This window comes from Azospirillum sp. NS33, from assembly GCF_059703765.1.
This window is the reverse complement of record NZ_BAAKJB010000011.1, coordinates 146,186-162,335: the sequence shown is the minus strand read 5'-3', so window position 1 is coordinate 162,335 and position 16,150 is coordinate 146,186. Positions and strand designations below refer to the sequence as shown.

Genomic DNA, 16,150 nt, shown 5'->3' with positions numbered 1-16,150 from the left:
CGCGACTACGAAGCCAGGATCGACGTCTCCGGCGGCATGATTCAACTCGCTATGGCGAGCCTGCTACTCCGGCGAGTCTGCCACAGATAGGGTTGTCAAACGGACTCTCAGGAGCCTGGTTACGCCGCAGGTCGTTCACCTCGTCCTGCAATGCGAGAAAGGTCTGCCGCTGGCCGGCGAACTGGCGCAGCTTCGCTCGTATTCGGTTTGCGGCTCCCGCCAGCTCGGTGTGACGCTCAGCCCGCTTTTCGCTGCCGGCCGATACGAGCTTGGCCCGATCTGCCGTGTAAGCGTCGACAAGCTTCATCTTTTGCGCAATCTGCCCCTCCTAAGTCCCAATCAGCTTTTCCTTCTCCAGCTCTGTGCTGATTCGCTCGGAAATCTGCGCCACGGCATCTGCTTCGCGCTCTCGTGCAAGGCGATGGCGTGACGCGCGGTGTTCAAGAAGCTCGGCGAAGTCAAGAGTACCGTCCCGCGCGTCGTCCGGATGGGCCTCAAAGATCACGCGTTCGATTTCGCGCAAGAGTCCATCGGTCAGTCCGCTCGATGAGCACAACTCTTCTACGAATTGCTGCGACAGATACCGGACGCGCTTATAGCTAAACGGCCCATTCGCATCAGAGCCATCAAGTGCCCGGACGCTCGGATCTCCAGATGCCCAATGCACCTTTACCTTGCCATCCCCGACAAGGGGCCGGGCACGAACGAGAAAAGACGGGTTGGCCCATTCGTCAGCATTCCAAGCCTCGTCCGAAACGGAATCACATCCTGCCGCAATTATGTCTGCAAGCGCGGTCTTGCCGGATCCTCGGGCGCCGATGATAGCGACCAGTCCAGGGTTGAGCGGAATGACCGGCGTCGTCATCCACGGTGCATCTAGAATCTCGATTCCGTAAATCACCTGTGATGGCGTTGCCGATGTCGGCGGCTCGGCGCCCACATGCGCACGGCCGCTCGGATCGATGCATGCCTGGCGTAGGGCATCGAACTCCAATCCACCCTTGATCCAGGAGAACCGGTCGCCGAACGGTGAGGCCACATCGTCGAGCTTATGCGCGTCGCTCCCGTGCAGGCAAGGCTTCAACCCACCGTATCGAGCGCGCATCTCTTCGGGGCCAAGACTCCTCTGGCCCAGCCAGAACTCGCGTTGCGCAGGGCTGCTCGCAAAAATCAAGTGTGCGAATCCCTCGATCTCACGCCGGATCGTCTGGTCCGCCGCCTCCCGCACCCCCGACATTCCGTCTGTAGCGCCACCCGCAACCGCAATCAGGATGTTCTTCTCCGCCCATCCGCTTTTCGAAAACACATCACGCAACCCCTGGAAGTTAACCTTGAACTGGTTGGCTCCATAGGCAAGTGCAGCAACGTCATCAGTGATATTGGGGTCGGCTTTCTTTCCAAGCCTTATGAGGTCCGCGCGCGTGCAGTCGAATCTATCCTGCATAACGTCGAATTGCAGGCGTGACAGAAACCGCTGCAGTTCCTCAACGTGATTGGTATCCTCCGGACTGACAAACAGGTGGAGATTGACGAAGCCACCCTTAGCAGTGGCCACGTCGAGTCGCAGCTCGACATTTGGGAAGATCAGCTTGACGGCAGGCAGCCGACCCGCCGCTTTGTGCCTCACAACTCTTGGTAGGCATCAGTGACGTAGTAGTCGGTGACGGCAATTGCCTCGATGGGCGGTACGGCCCTCTCTAACGCGGCAAGATAGTCATCCCATGCTGTGGGACCTCGGAACTGATTGTTCAGCAATGTCCCCGGCGCATGAATATGTGGTTCCCATCTACGCCATTCTGATCCTCGACTTAACATTCGCCTCCCCCACTACGTGCCCGCGCGATTGGCCCGCGCGGCGATATCGGCGCAGCGCGCCGTCAACGTCTCGAAGGACTCCGCGTCGTCCAGTAGCAACCCGTCCTCGACCATGCGGTCATAGTCTTCCTGCAATGCCTTGGCGGCGTCGCCGTCGGGCACCAGCTGTAAACCGCCGTTCACCGCCGCCAGGTAGTCGATCGGACTGCGATCGGCGGCCTTCTCGGCGAAGAACATGCTCTTGTGGCGCGCGACCGCGTTCGCCAACGCGCGATCCGCAAAAGCCGATTGCGCAAGACCGGCCGCATCCAGCCGCACAACATCATGCCAGTGTCGTGCGAAGCGATCCCCGCGAAGCCGCTCCTGCAGGCAGAACACATGGATGGCCGTAGCCTTTTCCCAAAAGGTTCGCTCGGCGTGCATCACGCGGGGCTGTGCCACCGGAAAGGTCACGCCTTCGACGAAGCCCGTCGCGTCGCAGACGATATTCCGCACTCGTGCCGGCTCGCCCGTCGATCGAGCGCCGAACTCCAGCATCACGCTCGGCACCACGTAGCCGGAGCTTGCCGCCGTCGCCTCATAGTCGATGAACAGCGTTTCGCCCTCGACACGAATCGTCGCGGTCAACGCCTGCGCGGTCACCGCGTCGGCGATGACCGGCCGCGCGACCCCCGCCACCCACTCCGGCAGGCGCTTGCGCACCTCGCTCGACCAGCGCTTCTCCTCGCTGCGCGTTTTCGGCAGCGCCTCGCCGTTGCCGTCCACAAGATCGGGCACGATCGCCCGGATGTCGTAGGTCAGGTCGACGTCCTCGGAAAAGCGCCGAATGACCCCATAGGCCTTCGACAGCGACGTGCCCCCCTTGAACACCAGATGCTCGCCGAGCGCCGATCCATAGAGCGTGGCGAGCGCCCACACCACCCACACATCCTTCTCGAGAAGGTGCGCCGGTCGCCCGGATCGATCGGCCGCGACGCCGAGCGCGTCGCGCCGGTCGGCGACCGGGAGGAGGAGGAAGTCGTCAGCCATGCGCCGCCTTGCCCACACTGCGTGCGAGCCAAGTCGGAAGCTGCGGCGCGGCCGCCACCAGTTCGCCAAAGGCCGACGGCGGCAGCACCCGCTTCAATGTTTTCAAGGCGGCGTCCGCCTTCTCCGGCCCAAGCCAGGCCAGCGCCCGCACCGCTTTGCCAGCCGGCCCGTGACCCAAGGCCAGCTGCCAACGCGGCGCGTGACGAAGTTCGACGACCTGCTTGCCGAGTGTCATCGTTCGACTGCGGCCGGACGTCAGATAGACCGACCGGACCGGCACCTGGGTGGTCAGGCCCAGCATGTTGGCCGCCGCCGCCCCGCTCGAAACGATGACTTCGCCGCGCTGGCTGGCGAGCGCCTCGACAGCCTGCTGGACGGAGGGAGCCCTCGTGCCGAACCGGCTCGTGATGGGACGGAGGTAGACGCCGCGCCCGGCCCGGATCAGTTGACCCCGCTTGGTCAGACGCGACAAAGCCTGGTCCACCGCAGCTCGATCGCCGAGATGGAGCAGGCTCTTGGCCGCTAAGGGGGTGCCTTCCGGCACCCCGTCGGCATGCGCGAGAATCCGTTCGGCCAACCGCTGCATCGCCATTCTCCTGTCAGAACCCTAAGCGGTTTTCTGACAGTTTTCAACCCGGCCGGCCGCCTGGAGAGGCCGAGGCGATCGGCGGCTGCACCAAGCCAGCGTCACTCCCCGGCCGGCGCGGGCAGGAAGGCGCGCGTCACCTCCACCGCCTCCTTCAACCCGACCCGGCGCACCTCCACCCCCTCGGGGAAGGCGCCGAACAGGCGGCTCGGCATCATCGGGTCGAGCAGGACGAAGACGCCCATGTCGTCGGCGCGGCGGACCAGCCGGCCGAACGCCTGCTTCAGGCGCAGCCGGGCGATCATGTCCTCGTAGCGGCGGCGCCCGAAGGCGTCGCGCCGGGCGCGGTGCAGGATGTCGGGGCGGGGCCACGGCACCCGGTCGAAGACGATGAGGCGCAGGCTGCGGCCCGGCACGTCGACGCCGTCGCGCACCGCGTCGGTGCCCAGCAGGCAGGCGTGCTCCTCGCCGCGGAAGATGTCGATCAAGGTGGCGACGTCCAGCGGATCGACGTGCTGGGCATAGAGCGGCACCCCCACCTCGTCCAGCGGCGCGACGATGCGGTCGTAGACCGAGCGCAGCCGGCTGATGGCGGTGAACAGGCCGAGGCCGCCGCCGCCGGCCGCCAGGAACAGCGAGCGGTAGGCCGCCGCCACCTGGCCCAGGTCGTCCTTGCGCACGTCGGTGACCACCAGCACCCGGGTGCGCGCCGGGTAGTCGAAGGGCGACGGCACCTGGGCGCGCAGCGCGGCGCGCGGCAGATGGCTGGCGCCGCTGCGGTCCTCGGCGGCCCGCCAGTCCAGGGCGAGGTCGCCGGTGCCGTCGGTCAGCGTCGCCGACGTCACCACCATGCCGTGGGCCTGGGCGCCCACCGCCTCGGCGAAGGGAACGGTGGGATCGATCCAGTGCCGATAGAGGCCGACGTCCACGTCGCGGCCGTCCTGGCGCTCCAGCGCGTACCAGTCGACGAACTGGATGGGCGGGGCGGCCTTCAAGGCCCGCAGCATGGAGCGCCACGCCTCGACCGTCAGCGCGCCGCGCTTTTGCAGGCTCCGCGCCAGGGCGTCGATGCGCCGACGCTGGTCGGGGTCGAGCTCCGCCGCCCCGTCGTCCTCCAGGCGCTGGGCGAGGCGCCGGGCCAGCCCGGTCAGCGGCGTTTCCAGGCGGCCCAGAGCCGACTCCAGCGCATCGGCCGCCTCGACCAGCCCGTCCACCGGCGCGCCGGTGTCGGCCTCCAGGCTGTAGGGGCCGTCCTGGCCGGGCGCCCGGGCACGCACCTGCTCGCGCACCATCAAGAGGAACCGCTCGGTCGGGCCCTGCGGGTTGCCGGCGCCGAGCCGCGCCGCCCAGCTCTCGCCGGGCAGCGCGCGGGCCCCCTCCAGCACCGCGTCGAGCAGCGCCTCCGCCTCGCCGTCGCCGGCGACGATGTCCTCCAGCCGGCGCTTCAGGCCGCGCGCCCGGCTGCGCCCGCCGTCGCCCTCCGCCCCGACCAGCCAGCGCCGCAGCTCGTGCGCCTCGCGGCCGGTGAGATGACCGCAGAACGCGTTGTCGGCGGCATCGAAGACGTGGTGCCCCTCGTCGAAGACGTAGCGGGTGGGCAGCGCCATCTCGTCGCCGCCGCCCAGCGCCGCCTGGACCATCACCAGGGCGTGGTTGGCGATCACCACCTCGGCCTTGCGGGCGCGGCGCACGCTCTTCTCGATGAAGCACTTGGCGTAGTGGTCGCAGGACGAGTAGATGCACTCGCCGCGGCGGTCCGACAGGCCCAGCGTGTGCTGGCGGCCCAGCAGGTCGACCAGCCAGCCCGGAAAGTCGCCGCCGGTGAGGTCGCCGTCGCGGGTGGCGCCGGCCCAGCGCACCATCAGCCCCACCGCCGTCGCGGCGTGGGGCGAGGCGAACAGGCCGCGCACCGCGTCCTCGAGGTTCAGCAGGCACAGGTAGTTCTCCCGCCCCTTGCGCACGACCACGCGGCGCGCCTTGTCGGCGGGGTCCGGGAACAGGCGGTCCAGCTCGGCGTCGATCTGGTGCTGCAGGTTGCGGGTGAAGGTGGAGATCCACACCGTGCCGCCGTTCTTCTGCGCCCACACCGTCGCCGGGGCGAGGTAGCCCAGCGTCTTGCCCACGCCCGTGCCGGCCTCCGCCAGCACCACGTTGGGGGTCTCCGGCGCCGGGCGCGGGGCGAAGGCGGCGGCAACGGCGCTGGCGTAGTCGGCCTGCTGGGGGCGCGGCTCGGTGTGCTTGCCCGCCACCACGGCGCTCAACATCTCGGCGAGGCGGCGGCGCGCCTCCTCCGGCTCGACCGGGAGCTGGCGCGGCGGCGGCTCCGGCGCGCCCTCCTGCCACTCCTTCAGCCGGTTCCAGACGCGGAACCCGTCGAGCGCCCGGCCGCGCTGCGGCCCCTCGGGGTGGCCCAGCGCCGCCAGGACCGGCGGCGCCCACGGCCAGCCGGCGCGGCCCATCTCCCAGGCCACCGCCACCGCCTCCGCCGCGTCGGCCCGGTCGGGTGCGGCCAGCAGGCCGAGCAGGCGGCGCACCGCGCGCTGGAGCGCCAGCGCCTCGCCCTCGGCGCCGCTCGGCGCCGGCAGGTCCAGCGCCTCGGCCAGGCCGCGCGGCGTCGGCACGCAGAAGCTGGCCGGCTTCACGAAGGCGAACAGCTCCAGCACGTCCAGGGACGGCACCGGCTCGGCGAGGCCGAGGCGTCGGGCGACGGCGCGGGCGTGGCAGAGGATGGCCGGGGTCCGGCGCACCCGCGCCGCCGCCTGGGCCGGGGTCACCACCTCCACCTCGCCATCGGCGCTCAGCCACACCACCTGCCGCGGCCCGGCCACGATGGCGGGCGCCTCGGCAAGGGCTCGGAAGCCGGCGGGAACGGGGGCCATGGTCATGGCCGCGGAGTATAGGGAAGCGGCGTGGAGCAAAGCGAGTGCCACGAGGGGTGCCGCTCCGGCCACGGCACGGAAGGGTTGACCGGCGCCCCGCCACACCCGACCTTGGCCTGGACCTTCGGCACGGAACGCGGGGCGGCTTTTGGCGGGCATGAAACGGCGACTCGCGCGCGCGGCGCTGGCGGTGGTGCTGGCGCTGGGGGCGGTCAGTGTCGGGTGGGTGCTGCTCTACCGGGTGGTGCCGCCGCCGGCGACGGCACTGATGCTGCTGCGGGCGGCGGGCGGCGCCGGCCTGGACCGGACCTGGGTCGGCCTCGACGCCGTCTCGCCCCACCTGGTGCGCGCGGTCATCGCCGCGGAGGATTCCAAGTTCTGCCAGCACCGCGGCTTCGACTTCGAGGCGATCGAGGCGGCGCTGGCCGACAACGAGGAGGGCGGCGGCCTCAAGGGCGCCTCCACCATCTCCATGCAGACCGCCAAGAACGCCTTCCTGTGGCCCGACCGCACCTGGGTGCGCAAGGGGGCGGAGGCGTGGTTCACCGTGCTGATCGAGGCGCTGTGGCCCAAGGCGCGCATCCTCGAGGTGTATCTGAACGTCGCCGAATGGGGCGACGGGGTCTACGGCGCCGAGGCGGCGGCGCGCACCCATTTCGGCAAGCCGGCGGCGGCGCTGACCCGGCGCGAGGCGGCGCTGCTGGCGGTGGTGCTGCCCAGCCCCCGCGGCCGTGACCCGGCGCGGCCCAGCGCCTACGTCGCGCGCCGCGCCGGGGTCATCCAGCAGCGCATGGCCATCGTCGCCCGCGACCGCTTGGACGCCTGCGCCGGTGGCGGGGCCTGACCCCGGCTCAGCGCAGCACCAGCCGCACCCAGGCCGCCAGCGGCCCCAGCAGCCCGGCGACGACCAGGGCGATCACCGCCACCTCGCCCGCGGTGGGCCCGCCGGCCGCGGGAATCGCGCGCAACGCCGGCTGCTCCGGATACAGCGGCACGGACAGGCGGTGGCTGGCGCCGTCCCAGCCGTCGATCCGGACGTTCAGGACGCACGGCGGGGCGCAGGTGGCCACCCGGGCCCACACCCGGTCGGCGAGGCGGCGGGTCGACCGCTCCGCCCCCGCCGGCGGCCCGGCGTCGCCGGTCCACAGGGTCACCGCCGCCGCGTTCGCGGTGGCGCCGCCGGCCATGCGCAGCGCCACGTCGACCGTTCCCGGTGGCGCCACCGGGGCGAAGCGCCGCTCCAGCGACACCGCCCACGGCCCCAGCACGCCCTCGCCCAGCGGCACCACGGCCGCCGGCGCGCGGGCCGTGCGGAGGGCCTCGCCGCCGTAGACCCAGGTTCCCGCCGCCGCCAGCGCCAGCACAGCCAGCGTCGGCACCGCCGCCGCCAGGCCGGCGGTGCGCATCCCGCGCCCGCCGTGCGGCCGCGCCGCCGCCAGCCGCAGCCACGCGCCGTAAAGGCCGGCGAGGATGCCGGCGCACAGCGCCATCCCACCGGCCAGCCACAGAACGCGCCCGGGCAGCCCGGCGAAGGTGCCGAAATGCAGCGGATCGGCGGTCTCCACCCAGCGTTCCGCCAGGCCCAGCGCCGCGCCGCTCCGCACCGCCAGCACCGTCCCGTCGTAGGGGTCGAGGCGGACCAGGTTGGCGCGGTCGCGCACCACCCAGACCGCGGCCTGTCCGCTGAGGGTGAGGGGGTCGCCGTGGCGCACCGGCAGGGCGATGCGCTCCACCCGCAGCCCGGGAAAGGCGGCACCGGCCAGCGCCACCGCGTGGTCCAGGTCGAGCGGCGCCAGCACCGGCGGGCGCTGGCGCAGGGTCTCGGCGGCCAGCGGCCGCGGCGCCGGCTCCTCCACCGGGATGCCGGCGCTGCCCAGCGCCGTCTCCACCAGGTACCAGAGGCCGGTGACGCACAGCACGGCGGTGACCGGCACCGCCCACAGCCCGGCCAGCCGGTGCAGGTCGGAGACGAGCAGGCGGGGGCTGCGCCCGGTGCGCAGCGTGGCCAGGGCCCGCCACCAGCGGGCCAGCGCCAGCCACCCCGCGGCCGCCGCCGCCAGCAAGGGCAACGCCAGCGCCCCCACCAGCAGGGTGCCGTGCACCCCGACGACCGAGGGGACGATGTAGAGCTGCTTGTGGACGATGCGCAGGAAGGCGGCGACGCCGAAGCCACTGCGCTGGCCCTGGACACGGCCGGTGAAGGGGTCGACCGCGACGCGGCGGACGTCCCCCGGCCCGTAGGACACGGTGGCCAAGGCCGCCCAGCGCGGTCCCGCCGGCGCCGCCAGGGCCAGCACCACGGCGTGGGGATGGGCCTCGGCCACCGCCTGGCGCAGGCGCTGCCACGACAGCGGCGCGGGGGCGGCGCCCGACGGCGGCTCCACCCGCAGCGCCGGGTCGGCCAGCCAGTTCAGCTCCGGCCCGAACACCGCCACGGTGCCGGAGAAGCAGACCACGAACAGCAGCCCGCCCAGGTGAAGCCCGATCCAGGCGTGGAGGCGGAACAGGCGCCGGCGCAGGGTCGGCGTCATCGCCGCTCCCCGCCGCTAGAAGCGCACGGACAGGGAGCCGATCACCGTCAACGGCTGTCCGGGATGGGCGATGGCACGGTCGCTGGCCCGGGCGATGTAGGCGCGGTCGGTCAGGTTGAGGACGTTGAGCCCCAGGCGCAGCGCCTTCCAGTCGTACCACGCCGCGGCGTCGACCACGGTGTAGGGGTCGAGGCGCACGGCGGTGTCGAACTGGGCGGTGCTGGCGCCGACGTAGCGCACACCGGCGCCAAGCCCCAGCCCCTCGAAGCCGCTGCCCTCGGCGAAGCGGTAGGTCATCCACAGCCGGGCCTTGTGCTTGGGCACGCCGCCCAGCGGCGCCCCCACCATCGCCGGGTCGCCGGCGTTCTCCAGCACCTCGGTGTGGGTGTAGCTGTAGTTGGCGATGATCGACAGGGTCTCGGTCAGGGCCCCGGTCACGTCCACCTCGACACCCTGGCTGCGCTGCTCGACCCCGGGGAAGTAGGCGATCTGCCCGGTCGCCGCGAACAGCGGCTGGTCCAGCACGGCGACGTTCGTCTTCTCGATGCGGAACAGCGAGGCGGTGGCCAGCAGCCGCTCGTCGAGGAAGGCGCTCTTCACCCCGACCTCGACCTGCACGCCGGTCTCGGGATCGAGGGACGAGCCGGCGGCGTCCAGCGTGCCCGGGGCCTGCGGCTGGAACGACTGGCTGAGGCTGGCGTAGGCCGAATGCTGCGGCGTCACCTGGTAGAGCACGCCGGCCCGCCCGGAGAACGCCTGGTCATCGACGTCCGGCGCGGCGACGCCGTCGGTGCGGTTCTCCTGGTGCACCACGTCGTAGCGCCCGCCCACCAGCAGCTTGAGACGGCCGCCGTCGAGCAGCGACAGCTGGTCCTGGACGTAGAGGCCGGCCCAGCGGGTGGTGCCGGTGATGACCTGGCGCGGCTGGTCGGCGGGCGGGGTGAAGGCGACCTGGGGGTCGTCGCTGACCACCACCGCCGGGATGTTCTGGCGGTAGCGGCGGAAGTCGGACTCCTGGCCCAGCAGATCCGCCCCCAGCAGCAGGGTGTGGGCGACGGCGCCGGTGGTGAAGGCGGCCGTGGCGTCGACCACCGCCTGGGCCTCGTCGTCCTGGCGGTCCTCGTTCTGGTAGCGCAGGGCCATCACCGTGCGGCCGCCGGCCCGGCCGACGCCGCGGGGCCGGACCGATTCGTTCTCGGCGCTCGCGCGGTGAAGCTGGAGCTGGTGGCGCACCGTCCAGACCGGGTTCACCTCGTGGCTGAGCTGATAGCTGGCGGCGGTGTCGCGCAGGGTGCGGCCGCCCAGGTCCGGGTCGCCGAAGTAGGTGTCGAGGCCGACCAGCGGGTTGCCGTCGGCGTCCAGGGGCACGCCGGTGTCGTAGGGCTGGGTCTCGCGCACGAAGGAGGCGTCGACCAGCAGCTCGGTCGTGTCGGTGGGCAGCCACAGCACGCTGGGTGCCACCGCGAACCGCTCCACCCCGATCGCGTCGCGGAAGGAGTCGGCGTTGGTGTAGGCGAGGTTCAGGCGGTAAAGCAGCGACCCGTCGTCGGCGATCGGCCCGGTGCTGTCCGCGGTGGTGCGCAGGAACGCCTCGCTGCCCACCTGCTGCTCCAGCGCGTGGCGGGGGGTGGGCTGCGGCCGCTTGGTGACCAGGTTGAGGGTGCCGCCCGGCTCCAGCGCGCCGTAGAGGATCGAGGCCGGGCCCTTCAGCACCTCCACCCGCTCCACGTTGGCCAGGTCGACGGCGCCGACGCCGGTGGTGCGCAGCCCGTTGCGCAGCAGGGTCGGCGACTCGAAGCCGCGGACCATCGGCAGCACCTCGGTCTGGGCGTTCAGGGTGTTGCCGGCCTGGGCGACGCCGCTGACGTTCTCGTAGACGTCCTTCAGCGCCACCGCGCCCTGGTCCTCGATCACGGCGCGGGGCACCACCTGGACCGAGGCCGGGACCTCCAGGATCGGCGTGTCGGTCTTGGTGGCGGTCAGGCTGCGCCGGGCGAGGTAGCCCTCCACCGGGCCGGTCGCCGTCTCGCCCGCCCCCTGGCGGCCCTCCACCGTCACCGGGTCCAGATGCAGCACGCCCGACTGCGGTGCCGCGCGCGACAGCACCACCGTGCGGTCGCCGTCGAAGCGCCAGACGATGCCGGTGCCGGCCAGCAGCCGGCCCAGCGCCTCCTGGGCGGTGTAGGCGCCGGACACCGCCCGGGCGCTGGCCCCCGCCGCGGTGGCCGCGTCGACCGTCACCTGCAGCCCGGCCTGCCGGCCGAACGCGTTCAGCGCGGCGGCCAGCGGCTGCGCCGGAATGTCGAAGCGCACCTGCCGTCCATCGCCGGGGGCCTGCACCGCCGTCCCTCCGGCCGCCCCGCCGCCCTGCCCCAGCGCCGGCGTCCCCGCCACCAGCACCGCCATCGCCGCGGCCACCGGCCACGCCACCCCCTCGTTCCGCACCATCGCGTCGGTCCCCCGTCCTCACCCATCAATGGCGCGAATGCCTTGCATTCGCGCGGTCGGGGCAAAGGACGAAGAGCCCGCGGATTCTTTTCACCCCTTCGGTACCTTTTTTTGCCGGCGCGGCGCCCGGCGCCTCAGGGCAGGGTGAGGACGTGCAGCAGCGGCGTTACCGCGGTGACCCGGCCGCCGGCCGGCTGCACCAGGGCGCGCAGGGCGCGGTCGGGGTCGCGCAGGTCGTAAAGGCCGGTGACGCGGTGGCGGGCCAGCGCGGCGTCGGCGACGACGATCCAGCCGGGATGGACGCGGCGCAGCTCGGCCACCACGTCGGCAACCGTGGCATCGGCCACGAACAGCCGCCCCTCGCGCCACGCCGCCACCTCGTCCGGCGCGATCCGCCCCTGGGTCACCGCCCCCGTGCCCAGGTCGACCGCCACCCGGTCCCCGGGGCCGAGCCGGGCGTCCAGGCCGCCCCCGCCACCGCCGCTGCCCCCGCCACTCCCGGCGACGCGCACCGCCACGGCGCCCCGCTGCACCTCCACCGCGAGGGCGGTGCCGGCGCGGCGCACGTCGAAGGCGGTCCCCAGCACCGTGACCGTCAGCCCCCCGGCGGTGACGGTGAAGGGGCGCTCGGCGTCGCGGGCCACGTCGAAGAACACCTCACCCTCCAGCACCGCGACGGACCTCCTCTCGGCGGTGAAGCGGGCATCCAGGGCGGCGCCGGGGGCGAGGTCGAGGGCGCTGCCGTCCTCCAGCACCACGTGGCGCACGCCGGTGGTGGTGTTGGCGTGGTCGGCCCTCCACCGCAGCGCCAGGGAGGGCGCCAGCACCAGGGCCAGGGTGGCGGCGACCGCGAGGGCGGCCGCGCCGGCCACGATGCCCCGCCGCCGGCGCAAGGGCGTCCGGGGCGGACCCGTCACCGGGCCCGTCGCGGTCGCCGCCGGCCACCGCGCGGCGGTGCCGGGGGGCACCTCCCCCAGCAGCCCCCATGCGGCGCGCACCCGCTGCCAGGCCGCCGCGTTCGCCGGATCGGCGGCCAGCCACCGGTCGAAGGCGGCGCGCGCCGCGGGGGCGTCCGGCGCCTCGCTCAGGCGCAGCATCCAGTCCGCCGCGGCCTCGGCCGGCGACGCGCGGTCGCCGCCCGCACCGTCGTGCGGTTCGCCCATGTCGGGGGTCATGGCGCGGTCCCTGTCACAAGCCGTGTTGTCACACACCGTGTTGTCATCATCGGGCGCCGGCCTCGTCAAGGCTCCCGGCCAGGCGCACCAGGGCGTTGCGGACGAGGCGGTGCGCCGTGGCGACGGACACCCCGAGGTGCCCGGCGATCTCCTCCAGTGTATAGCCGCCGAAGCGGTGCATCTCCACCGCCAATCGGGCCTCGTCGGGCAGCGTGGCCAGGACCGCGGCGAGGCGCTCCACGTCCTGGCGGTGCTGAAGGTCCTGCTCCGGCGTGCGCGGCGCCGGCGGCACCATCCACCACGCCGGATCACCGTCGCCGCGCCGCGCCTCCAGACTGCGCCGCCGCCGCCAGTCCAGGGCGAGGTTGCGCACCACCCGGTAGAGATAGCCGACCGGCTGGTCGATCGCCGCCGCGTCCGGCTTGGACCGGTGCCGAGGCGCCGCATCCGGCACGAAGCGCAGGTACGCCTCCTGCACCACGTCCTCCGCGCGGCTGCGGTCGCCGATGATCGGCGTGGCATAGTCGACCAGGGCGGCGCGATGGCTGAGGAACAGCGCCAGTTTTTTTCCGGTGGGATGGGGCAAGACCGAGCGTCACGACGGGAGGAGGATCGCCGCGGAGCCTAAGGCGATTGCGAACGATTATCAATCTTCTGTCGGCTCGTGTCCCCCGCGCCCGCTTACAGCGCCCGGTCGGCAAGGTTCAGGCTGACCACCCCGGCGATGATGAGGCCGAGGCCGGCGATCTTCACCGCGCTCACCGATTCGCCGAACACCAGGATGCCCAGCACGGCGATGGCGGCGGTGCCGACCGCCGACCAGATGGCGTAGGCGATGCCCACCTCCAGCGTCTTCAGGGTGAGCGCCAGCAGGGTGAAGGACACGGAATAGCAGCCCAGCACCACCAGGCTGGGAACCAGCTGGCTCATGCCGTCGGACTTCTTCAGGAAGACGGTGCCGGTCACCTCGAAGACGATGGCGACCCACAGATAGATCCAGCCCATGGCATGCGCATCCCGGTTGATGTGGCGCGCCACCCTGGACCGGGGCGCGGCGCCGGGCAAGCTGGCCGACCGTCATGCCTGCTCCCCGCCCGCGGCGGACGCCCCGCTCCGCAGCACCCGGCGCACCACCGCCGAGGCACCGCGGGCCAGCAGCCACACGGCGCCCAGCGGCAGCAGCACCGTCTCCACCAGGAACACCACGATCAGGCCGACCACCGCCTCCAGGATCGCCCGGCTGTCGCGCCAGATGCGCTCCACCCAGGTGTTGATCTGGCCGCGCCCGGGCATGACGTCGAGCAGGGTGCCGTCCTCCCCCAGGGTTTCGGGCGCGGGTTCGCTGGCGGCGAACAGGGCGATCGTCTGCTGGGCGGCGACGTAGCGCTCGTCGAGATAGGCGGCGGACACCGCCTCGACCGCCAGCAGCGCCAGCGGCACCACCACCTTGACCGCCACCGCGACCACCAGGACGGCGAGCACGGCGCGTCCCGCCGGGGTGCGGAGATGGCCGCGCCACAGCCGCACCGCCAGCACGGCGGCCAGCGGCAGGCCGACCAGCAGCAGCGCCGGCAGGTCTCCCACCATCTCCAGGGCGAGGCGCTCCACGGCGATGGCCGCGACCGCGCCCAGCATGACCACCGAGAACTGCTCCACCAGGTCGTCCAGCGGGTCCAGCACCTGGCCCGGCCCGATCTGGGCGACGACGATGGAGACGTCGGTGGAGCTCAGCACCGACAGCGCCGCGTTCAGCCCGCGGGCCGCGGCGAAGGTGGCCAGCGCCCGCTCCTGCAGGCCGCCCAGATAGGCGGCGGCGCGGTCGGCGGCCAGCGCCTCCGCGGCCACCACCAGCGCCAGACCGGCCAGCAGCGCCAGCACCGTGGCGATGCCGCGCGCACCGGATCGGCGCCGTCCCGGCGCCCCCCCGGCCGGCCGTCCAGCCACCCGTCCAGGCGTCTCCTCCATTCCCCCCTCCCCCGTGGTCTCGCCCGGAATTGACCTGCACGGCCAACCGCCCTAGGGTCGCCCGTCCGGTGGACGAGTGGAATGGAAAAGGATCGCGGGCGATGACGACCGAGCGGGAACTGGCTCTGCAGGCGAAGGCGTGGCCGTTCGAGGAAGCGCGCAAGCTGGTCGCGCGCTTCGCCAAGGCCCCGCCCGCCAAAGGCCACGTCCTGTTCGAGACCGGCTACGGCCCGTCGGGCCTGCCCCACATCGGCACCTTCGGGGAGGTGGTGCGCACCACCATGGTGCGCCACGCCTTCCAGGCCATGAGCGACCTGCCGACCCGGCTGTTCTGCTTCTCCGACGACATGGACGGGCTGCGCAAGGTGCCCGACAACATTCCCAACCGGGAGATGGTCGCGCAACACCTGGGCAAGCCGCTGACCCGGGTGCCCGATCCCTTCGGCACCCACGAGAGCTTCGGCGCCCACAACAACGCGCGCCTGCGCGCCTTCCTAGACGGCTTCGGCTTCGAGTACGAGTTCCAGTCCTCGACGGACTGGTACACCTCCGGGCGCTTCGACGCGGCCCTGCTGACGGTGCTGCGCCACTACGACGAGGTCATGGCGGTGATGCTGCCGACCCTGGGCGAGGAGCGGCAGCAGACCTACAGCCCGTTCCTGCCGGTGTCGCCGGCCACCGGCCGCGTCCTCCAGGTGCCGATCCTGGAGAGGAACGCCGACGCCGGCACCATCGTCTTCGAGGACGAGGACGGCCGGAAGGTGGAAACGCCGGTGACCGGCGGCGCGGTCAAGCTGCAATGGAAGCCCGACTGGGGCATGCGCTGGTACGCGCTGGGCGTCGACTACGAGATGTCGGGCAAGGACCTGATCCCGTCGGTCGATCTGGCGGGCAAGATCGTCCGCATCCTCGGCGGCACACCCCCCGAGGGCTTCAATTACGAGCTGTTCCTCGACGACAAGGGGCAGAAGATCTCCAAGTCCAAGGGCAACGGCCTGACCGTCGAGGACTGGCTGGCCTACGCCCCGCCGGAGAGCCTGGCCCTCTACATGTTCCAGAAGCCGCGGACCGCCAAGCGCCTGTTCTTCGACGTCATCCCCCGTGCGGTGGACGAGTACATCGCCTTCACCTCCAAGGTCGCGGCGGAGGAGCCGGCGAAGCGGCTGGAAAACCCGGCGTGGCACATCCACGCCGGGCGCCCGCCGGCGATGCGCGCGGATCTCAGCTTCGGTCTGCTGCTGAACCTGGCCGGCGTGGCCAACGCCGAAACCAAGGAGGTGATGTGGGGCTTCATCGCGCGCTACGCGCCGGAGGCGTCGCCGGCCAACAGCCCGTTCCTCGACACGCTGGCCGGGTACGCGGTCCGCTACTACCAGGATTTCGTCAAGCCGACCAAGACCTTCCGGGCGCCCACGGAGCAGGAGCGGGCGGCCCTGACGGAGCTGGTCGCGGCACTCGACGCCCTGCCCGCCGGGGCCGACGCACCCGCCATCCAGAACGAGGTGTTCGAGGTCGGCAAGCGCCACGGCTTCACCGAGCTGCGGGCGTGGTTCGGCGCGCTCTACGAGGTGCTGCTGGGCCAGACGACCGGGCCGCGGATGGGCTCGTTCATCGAACTCTACGGCGTCGCCGAGACCAGGGCGCTGATCGAGGAGCGCTTGGCCGGGTGACCCGCCGGTCGCCGCCGGAACGGCCCCGCCCGCGGTGTGCATATGCGCGTAT

13 protein-coding genes are annotated in these 16,150 nt (G+C 72.1%); 2 read left to right on the top strand and 11 right to left on the bottom strand.

Going from position 1 to position 16,150, the window contains the following annotated elements; translation table 11 throughout:
- Positions 1-49: 49 nt before the first annotated feature.
- The 5 genes from AC6H2I_RS12300 to AC6H2I_RS12280 all read right to left on the bottom strand — a co-directional run bounded on the left by AC6H2I_RS12300 (position 50) and on the right by AC6H2I_RS12280 (position 6,315).
- Positions 50-307 carry a hypothetical protein gene (locus tag AC6H2I_RS12300; protein WP_497500928.1) on the bottom strand — a complete coding sequence of 86 codons (258 nt, stop codon included), beginning with the start codon at positions 305-307 and terminating at the stop codon, positions 50-52.
- Between the two features lie 21 nt (positions 308-328).
- The gene (locus AC6H2I_RS12295; RefSeq protein ID WP_497500927.1) at positions 329-1,627 is read right to left on the bottom strand and encodes a hypothetical protein; all 1,299 of its coding nucleotides are present in this window, start codon (positions 1,625-1,627) and stop codon (positions 329-331) included.
- 200 nt (positions 1,628-1,827) lie between these two features.
- On the bottom strand, positions 1,828-2,844 hold the full coding sequence (locus tag AC6H2I_RS12290; protein WP_497500926.1) for a nucleotidyl transferase AbiEii/AbiGii toxin family protein: 1,017 nt from the start codon (positions 2,842-2,844) through the stop codon (positions 1,828-1,830).
- A complete protein-coding gene (locus tag AC6H2I_RS12285) occupies positions 2,837-3,430 on the bottom strand; it encodes a DUF6088 family protein (RefSeq protein ID WP_497500925.1) in 594 nt (197 codons plus the stop codon). Before AC6H2I_RS12285 ends, AC6H2I_RS12290 begins: the two co-directional genes overlap by 8 nt.
- Before the next feature lie 101 nt (positions 3,431-3,531).
- On the bottom strand, positions 3,532-6,315 hold the full coding sequence (locus AC6H2I_RS12280) for an ATP-dependent DNA helicase (RefSeq protein ID WP_497500933.1): 2,784 nt from the start codon (positions 6,313-6,315) through the stop codon (positions 3,532-3,534).
- Positions 6,316-6,466: 151 nt separating this feature from the next.
- On the opposite strand from AC6H2I_RS12280, the gene mtgA reads away from it, so the two are divergent.
- Positions 6,467-7,153, top strand: a complete 687-nt coding sequence (mtgA, locus tag AC6H2I_RS12275) for a monofunctional biosynthetic peptidoglycan transglycosylase (RefSeq protein ID WP_497500924.1) — start codon at positions 6,467-6,469, stop codon at positions 7,151-7,153.
- 7 nt (positions 7,154-7,160) lie between these two features.
- Here mtgA and AC6H2I_RS12270 read toward each other — a convergent pair whose 3' ends face one another.
- From AC6H2I_RS12270 to AC6H2I_RS12245, 6 genes are all read right to left on the bottom strand, one after another.
- A complete protein-coding gene (locus AC6H2I_RS12270; RefSeq protein ID WP_497500923.1) occupies positions 7,161-8,840 on the bottom strand; it encodes a PepSY-associated TM helix domain-containing protein in 1,680 nt (559 codons plus the stop codon).
- Between the two features lie 15 nt (positions 8,841-8,855).
- A complete protein-coding gene (locus tag AC6H2I_RS12265; RefSeq protein WP_497500922.1) occupies positions 8,856-11,288 on the bottom strand; it encodes a TonB-dependent siderophore receptor in 2,433 nt (810 codons plus the stop codon).
- Positions 11,289-11,422: 134 nt separating this feature from the next.
- Positions 11,423-12,463 (bottom strand): FecR family protein, encoded by a 1,041-nt coding sequence (locus AC6H2I_RS12260; protein WP_497500921.1) that lies wholly within the window; start codon positions 12,461-12,463, stop codon positions 11,423-11,425.
- Positions 12,464-12,509: 46 nt separating this feature from the next.
- Positions 12,510-13,049, bottom strand: coding sequence for a sigma-70 family RNA polymerase sigma factor (locus AC6H2I_RS12255; RefSeq protein ID WP_497500920.1), 540 nt, complete (start codon positions 13,047-13,049; stop codon positions 12,510-12,512).
- 95 nt (positions 13,050-13,144) lie between these two features.
- Positions 13,145-13,468 carry a DMT family transporter gene (locus AC6H2I_RS12250; RefSeq protein WP_497500919.1) on the bottom strand — a complete coding sequence of 108 codons (324 nt, stop codon included), beginning with the start codon at positions 13,466-13,468 and terminating at the stop codon, positions 13,145-13,147.
- Positions 13,469-13,540: 72 nt separating this feature from the next.
- Positions 13,541-14,428: a hypothetical protein gene (locus AC6H2I_RS12245; RefSeq protein WP_497500918.1), complete on the bottom strand. Its 888-nt coding sequence runs from the start codon at positions 14,426-14,428 to the stop codon at positions 13,541-13,543.
- A 101-nt stretch (positions 14,429-14,529) separates the two neighbouring features.
- On the opposite strand from AC6H2I_RS12245, the gene AC6H2I_RS12240 reads away from it, so the two are divergent.
- Complete coding sequence (locus AC6H2I_RS12240) at positions 14,530-16,098, top strand: lysine--tRNA ligase (protein ID WP_497500917.1); 1,569 nt, start codon at positions 14,530-14,532, stop codon at positions 16,096-16,098.
- Positions 16,099-16,150 lie beyond the last annotated feature (52 nt).

Bases quoted from the DNA above. Each gene is read 5' to 3' on its own strand.
- AC6H2I_RS12300 (WP_497500928.1), bottom strand. From the start codon at position 307: ATGAAGCTTGTCGACGCTTACACGGCAGATCGGGCCAAGCTCGTATCG.
- AC6H2I_RS12290 (WP_497500926.1), bottom strand. From the start codon at position 2,844: ATGGCTGACGACTTCCTCCTCCTCCCGGTCGCCGACCGGCGCGACGCG.
- AC6H2I_RS12285 (WP_497500925.1), bottom strand. From the start codon at position 3,430: ATGCAGCGGTTGGCCGAACGGATTCTCGCGCATGCCGACGGGGTGCCG.
- AC6H2I_RS12280 (WP_497500933.1), bottom strand. From the start codon at position 6,315: ATGACCATGGCCCCCGTTCCCGCCGGCTTCCGAGCCCTTGCCGAGGCG.
- mtgA (WP_497500924.1), top strand. From the start codon at position 6,467: ATGAAACGGCGACTCGCGCGCGCGGCGCTGGCGGTGGTGCTGGCGCTG.
- AC6H2I_RS12270 (WP_497500923.1), bottom strand. From the start codon at position 8,840: ATGACGCCGACCCTGCGCCGGCGCCTGTTCCGCCTCCACGCCTGGATC.
- AC6H2I_RS12265 (WP_497500922.1), bottom strand. From the start codon at position 11,288: ATGGTGCGGAACGAGGGGGTGGCGTGGCCGGTGGCCGCGGCGATGGCG.
- AC6H2I_RS12260 (WP_497500921.1), bottom strand. From the start codon at position 12,463: ATGACCCCCGACATGGGCGAACCGCACGACGGTGCGGGCGGCGACCGC.
- AC6H2I_RS12250 (WP_497500919.1), bottom strand. From the start codon at position 13,468: ATGGGCTGGATCTATCTGTGGGTCGCCATCGTCTTCGAGGTGACCGGC.
- AC6H2I_RS12245 (WP_497500918.1), bottom strand. From the start codon at position 14,428: ATGGAGGAGACGCCTGGACGGGTGGCTGGACGGCCGGCCGGGGGGGCG.
- AC6H2I_RS12240 (WP_497500917.1), top strand. From the start codon at position 14,530: ATGACGACCGAGCGGGAACTGGCTCTGCAGGCGAAGGCGTGGCCGTTC.